Below are 5,790 nucleotides of genomic sequence, written 5' to 3' on the forward strand. Positions count from 1 at the left end.
TACCCATCTTTTGATATAACTCCTCCTCATCTTGTAAGTGGTGTAGTGACTGATAAAGGAATATATGCTCCCTATGACCTTCATAGATATTTTGAAACGGAAGTTGCTCAATATTATTAGAAAGTAAGTAGATAAATTTAGGGAGGTTTTTTTAGATGAAGAAGGAAAGAGAATTAATTGTAGAATATGGGAGAAAACTTATAACTCATAATTTAACTACAGGTTCAGGAGGAAATATTAGTATTTTCAATAGAGAAAAAGGTCTAGTTGCAATTAGCCCCAGTGGTTTAGACTATTTTGAAACGAAACCTAAGGATATAGTAATTGTTAATTTAGATGGTGAAGTAATAGAAGGGGATTTAAAACCCTCAAGTGAAATAGGGATGCATTTGATTTTTTATAAAAATAGAGAAGATGCTAATGCTATTGTTCATACCCATTCTAAATTTGCTACTGCTATTTCTTCCATGGGTTGGGATTTAAAGCCTGTACACTATTTAATAGGCTTTGCTGGATATGATGTAAAATGTGCTAAATATGCAACTTATGGTTCCCAAGAGTTAGCAGAAAATGCTTTGGAAAGTATAGGAGATAGAAATGCCGTCCTACTAGCTAATCATGGGCTTATTGCCTTAGGAACTAATGTGGGAAGAGCTTTTTCTACAGCAGAGCATTTAGAATTTGTATCAGAAATATATTATTTAACTAAAACTTTAGGAGAACCAAATTTATTATCAAAAGATCAAATGGACGAAGTTATGAAAAAGTTTAATACCTATAGATATAAATAATTAACTAAGGCAGAAATTGGAGGGATTAAATGAATAGTTTTGAATATTATAATCCAACAAAATTAGTTTTCGGTAAGGACTCTGTAGACCAATTACCAGAAGTATTATCTGAAAGCCATAAGAAAATACTTCTCCATTATGGGGGAGGAAGTATTAAAAAAACTGGCTTATATGATAAGGTTATTAAGTTGTTAAATGAAAAGGGAATAGAAATAATAGAACTTTCTGGTGTAGAGCCAAATCCGAAACTTACTTTAGTTAGAGAAGGAATAGAAATTTGTAAAGAAGAAAATATTTCTTTTATACTAGCTGTAGGTGGTGGAAGTGTAATAGATTCAGCTAAAGCTATAGCTGCAGGGGTGCCCTATGAGGGAGATATCTGGGAATGTTTCACAGGAGAAGGGACTTTTAGGGAAGCACTACCTATTGGAGTTATTCTTACATTGCCAGCCACAGGTAGCGAAACAAGCTCTAGCTCAATAGTTACAAATGAAGAAGGTATGCTTAAAAGAGGAATTGAAGATGATTGTTTAAGACCAGAGTTTGCAATATTAAATCCAGAACTTACCTTGACTTTACCCGAACACCAGACTTTCGCAGGGATTGTGGATATTATATCTCATGTTTTAGAAAGGTACTTTACTCATACTACTAATGTAGATTTAACAGATGAATTAAGTGAAGCTACATTAAGGTCAGTTATAAAGAATGGATATAAACTAAAAGAAAATCCTAATGACTACGATGCAAGAGCTGAAATTATGTTAGGTGGTACAATTGCTCATGGTGGTATTTTAGGCTTAGGTAGAGAAGAGGACTGGGGCAGCCATAGGATTGGCCATGAAATAACAGCATTATATGGTACTACCCATGGAGTAACCTTAGCTATTATTTTGCCTGCATGGATGAAATATGTATATAAGAAGAATTTAAATAGATTTGCCAGATTTGCTGTAAAGGTCTTTGGTGTATCAAAAGATAATAAAACCCTAGAGGAAATAGCCTTAGAAGGTATTGAAAGCTTTGAAAACTTTATTAAGGATATAAATATGCCGGTATCTTTGACGGAATACAATATACCTACAGATGAATTTGAACTAATGGCTGAAAAATGTACAAAGAATGGTCCAGTAGGAAGCTTTAAACCTCTTTATAAAGAAGATGTAATAAGTATATTAAAGTTAGCAACTTAATATAACAATTAATATAAAAGAGCACCGTTGAAATTTAGGTGCTCTTTTTGTGTTAAAAGTTATATAATAAAGGTGAGTATGAAAAATCATATTGGTGTTATCTTGGATTAATAAGAATAAATTTTATGGAGGAACACTTTATGGTTTTGATGAAAATGAAAATTGAAAATGATAAAAATATTATAAAGTATATCTCAATTATTAGGAAAAAATCCAATTTAAGTATTAAAGAAATTAAAGAAAAAATAGAAAATAATGATATTGTTTTTGAATGCGATTATTTTGATACAGATGAGTTAAAAAGGTTAAAGAAGATAATCGATGAACTTATTAGTGAAGGAGCCAAAGTATATCTGTTTCTATATGAGAGGAAATTATCTCTTGTTTATCTTGATAATATTATTATTTCTCATAAACAAATTGCAGAAGAAGCACAAAAATTAGACGATGATATGATATAGGGAACGGTTAGAATAATAGAGGTTGTAGAGAACTGGGCAAGATAAAAGGATAGCAAAAACACAGTTTGTTTAATATTTTAAAACTAAAAGATAGGGGGTAGTAAGTGATTATAAAAAGATTAGTAACTATATTAATAGGTATTATATTGATAGCTATTGGAGCAATATTTTTACTCGGGAATTTATCAGGAAATAAGCCAGGTCATATATTTAATATAAGATTTAATCCGTGGGAATCTAATGATAAAGAAAATTCAAAAGATTATAGGGACATAGATGAAAAAGATACTGTAAATATTGATGGAATAAATAAAATCGATATAGAAGTGACCTTTGCAAAAGTTAATATTATTTCCGAAGAGAGAGAAGATATTTCAGTACGTTATTATGGAGATATTCCCTCTAATATTAGAACAAACTTAAATACAAAATCTTCAGGTAATAAGCTTACTATTAATGCTAAGGCACAAAGTAATTATAAAATTAATCTTTCACCAAAGATAGATTTATATTTAGATATTATTATTCCTAGTTCTTATACGAATAGTTTAAATCTTGAAGCAGATCTAGGTTCTATACAAATTGAAGGTTTAGAATTAGATAAATTATATGTAAAAGGAGATTTAGGTGATATAAATATTAAGAATGTAGATACAAAGGAAGTAAATGTAGAGTCTTCCTTGGGGAAGATATCAATAGATAATGTATCCTCTGTAAAAAACAAGTTGTCTGCTGACGTAGGATCTATAGAGGCAAAAAATATTGTCGGTGATTTAGAAGTTGAGACTGATTTAGGAAGTATAGAATTAGAGTATGATGATTTAAATTCGGATATAGTTGCTAAATCTGATTCTGGTAGTATTAAAATCAAGTTGCCTAAAAATTCAAGTTTTTATATTGAAGCTGATACTAGTTTAGGAAATATAAAGTCTGATTTTCCATTAGAAGTTAATGAAAAGTCGAATACTAAGCTAAAAGGCAGAATAGGTGATGGAAAAAATAAAATTATGACTTCAGTAGAATTAGGGAGTATAAAAATAGAAACTAAATAAAGATATACATTTTAAATTCTAAATGAGTTAGTGGGGATTTTGTGAATAAAACAAACAGGGCTCTAATTATAGTTGATGTACAAGGAGCTTTTAACGATAAAAAATTTGAGGTTTCTAATTTTTTGTAAATGAATATTCTGCAAATCAGTAAAATCATAATGCCATATAACAACTGTTTATTAATACAGTATATATGGTAGGTATGGTTTTTTTAAAAAGGTAAAATATTGACTAAATTATAATGCTTAAATTCATACAATTCGTTAGATGATGTGTTGAATTTTATATATTATCATAGAAGTAGTCGTAAGCAATTAGACTAAATAAATAATCGAGTAAAGGGAGGAAGTATAATGGATTATAAAGATATGAAATTCAACACTAAGATAATTCATGCTGGTCAAGAGCATGACCCTATAACAGGAGCCCATGTCAGTCCAATTTATCAAACATCAACTTATGTATTTAAAAGTACTGATGAAGCTATTAGATTAAACCAAAATCAAGATCAAGGCTTTACTTATACTAGATTTGGTAGTCCATCAGCGGCGGAATTAGAAAAAAAGATTGCCATTTTAGAAAATGCGGAGGCTGCATTAGCTGTAGGCTCTGGTATGGCAGCTATATCAACAGCACTTTTAACAGTACTTAAAAATGGAGATCATGTAATAGCAGGAGATGTAATCTACGGTTGTACTTTTGCACTAATTAAAAATGTACTAACAGACTTTGGTATAAAAATATCCTTAGTAGATACCTCAGATTTATCTCAAGTGGAAGAGGCAATTAGACCAAATACTAAATGTATTTATGTTGAGACACCAGCAAATCCAGTATTAAGAATTAGTGATATTGAAGAAATTTCTAAAATAGCCCATAAAAATGGTGCAAAGTTAATTGTTGATAGTACATTTGCTTCACCGTATTTACAAAAACCTATAGAATTAGGAGCAGATTTAGTAGTTCATAGTGGAACTAAGTTCTTATGCGGCCATGGTACAGTAGTGGCAGGAGTTATAGCGGGAAGTAAAAAACTAATTGATAGGGCAAGGTTTCCCATACTACAGGTATTTGGCTCAGTAATATCACCTTTCGATGCTTGGCTGTTAATGCAAGGTATGAAAACATTAGGTATAAGGATGGAACGTCAATGTGAAAATGCAATGAAAGTAGCTGAATTTCTAGATAGTCATCCACAAGTTGAAAAGGTTTATTACCCAGGACTTCCAAGCCATACTACTCATAAGACTGCTAAAAAACAAATGCATGGTGGATTTGGTGGAATGATGAGTGCAGATATTAAAGGTGGTTTGAAAGCAGGTAAAATATTAATGGATAATGTTAAAGTATTTAGTCTTGCAACAAGTCTAGGTAATATAGATTCTTTGATCCAACATTCGCCAACTATGAGCCACTTTGATATGTCAAAAGAGGAGAGAGAAAAGGTTGGTATTAAAGATGGGCAAGTAAGAATCTCAGTTGGGGTAGAAGATGTAGATGATTTAATTGCTGATTTAGATCAAGCTTTAAAAATAGTAGAAAAAGAGTGCAATTAAATATATAAAAGTTTATTTATAACAGGGAAAGTCTGCTAAAACTAATAAATACGATTATATGTGGATAGTAGACTTTATTCTACAAATAAAATAAACAAAGAAAATAAAAAAATATAAAAATTCAAAAAATAGAGAAGTAAGGGGCTTAATAATAAGGGAAGGGTTATCTTTTTATAATATATATTTAAAAATACTCCTTTCTAAGAAGTATTGAAGTTAAGATATTAGAAAGGAGTATTTTGTATTTAAAACTTATTTAAATCTGACTTAAATGAGAATGAAGTTATTTGCTATATTAACAATTTATCCTTCTTATCCCATAATCTAATACAGAGTTCCAAAAGGAAAACATCATCGGCATTATCCAGAGATAATTCAGTAATTTCCTCAATTCTTTTAAGCCTGTATAAAAGTGATTGTCTATGTAAATGTAGGGTGCGGGCTGTTTTACTTACGTTGCCTTTATTTTTTATATAAGTTTTAAAAGTATGTATTAGCTCCAGATTGTTTTCAGAGTCATGCTGAATTAAATTACCTATTATATCCATAATGATAGTTTGAGTGTCTTGGTCATTAGAAAGTATTGATAATAATCTATAAATGCTAGTATTATGATAGATGTTTCTATATCCTGGTTCCTTTTCATTATGTAAAATTTCTAAAGAGATTTTGGCATCAAGAAAAGCTTTGTTAAAAGAATAGTTATGTACTTTGTTTTCACTAATTCCCCATGAAAT

Annotated in this window: 6 protein-coding genes; 5 read left to right on the forward strand and 1 reads right to left on the reverse strand. The window is 30.2% G+C overall.

Features of this window, described 5'->3' with window-relative positions; translation table 11 throughout:
• Positions 1-155 precede the first annotated feature (155 nt).
• The 5 genes from VK071_08190 to VK071_08210 all read left to right on the forward strand — a co-directional run bounded on the left by VK071_08190 (position 156) and on the right by VK071_08210 (position 5,053).
• Positions 156-791 carry an L-fuculose-phosphate aldolase gene (locus VK071_08190; protein HLR35288.1) on the forward strand — a complete coding sequence of 212 codons (636 nt, stop codon included), beginning with the start codon at positions 156-158 and terminating at the stop codon, positions 789-791.
• Between the two features lie 29 nt (positions 792-820).
• Positions 821-1,984 carry an iron-containing alcohol dehydrogenase gene (locus tag VK071_08195; GenBank protein ID HLR35289.1) on the forward strand — a complete coding sequence of 388 codons (1,164 nt, stop codon included), beginning with the start codon at positions 821-823 and terminating at the stop codon, positions 1,982-1,984.
• Between the two features lie 140 nt (positions 1,985-2,124).
• A complete protein-coding gene (locus VK071_08200; protein ID HLR35290.1) occupies positions 2,125-2,445 on the forward strand; it encodes a hypothetical protein in 321 nt (106 codons plus the stop codon).
• A gap of 104 nt (positions 2,446-2,549) precedes the next feature.
• Positions 2,550-3,497 (forward strand): DUF4097 family beta strand repeat-containing protein, encoded by a 948-nt coding sequence (locus tag VK071_08205; GenBank protein HLR35291.1) that lies wholly within the window; start codon positions 2,550-2,552, stop codon positions 3,495-3,497.
• 353 nt (positions 3,498-3,850) lie between these two features.
• The gene (locus VK071_08210; protein HLR35292.1) at positions 3,851-5,053 is read left to right on the forward strand and encodes an aminotransferase class I/II-fold pyridoxal phosphate-dependent enzyme; all 1,203 of its coding nucleotides are present in this window, start codon (positions 3,851-3,853) and stop codon (positions 5,051-5,053) included.
• 290 nt (positions 5,054-5,343) lie between these two features.
• Here VK071_08210 and VK071_08215 read toward each other — a convergent pair.
• On the reverse strand, positions 5,344-5,790 hold a 447-nt coding region (locus VK071_08215; GenBank protein HLR35293.1), incomplete at its 5' end, for a helix-turn-helix domain-containing protein.

The organism is Tissierellales bacterium (genome assembly GCA_035301805.1).
Taxonomy (GTDB): domain Bacteria; phylum Bacillota; class Clostridia; order Tissierellales; family DATGTQ01; genus DATGTQ01.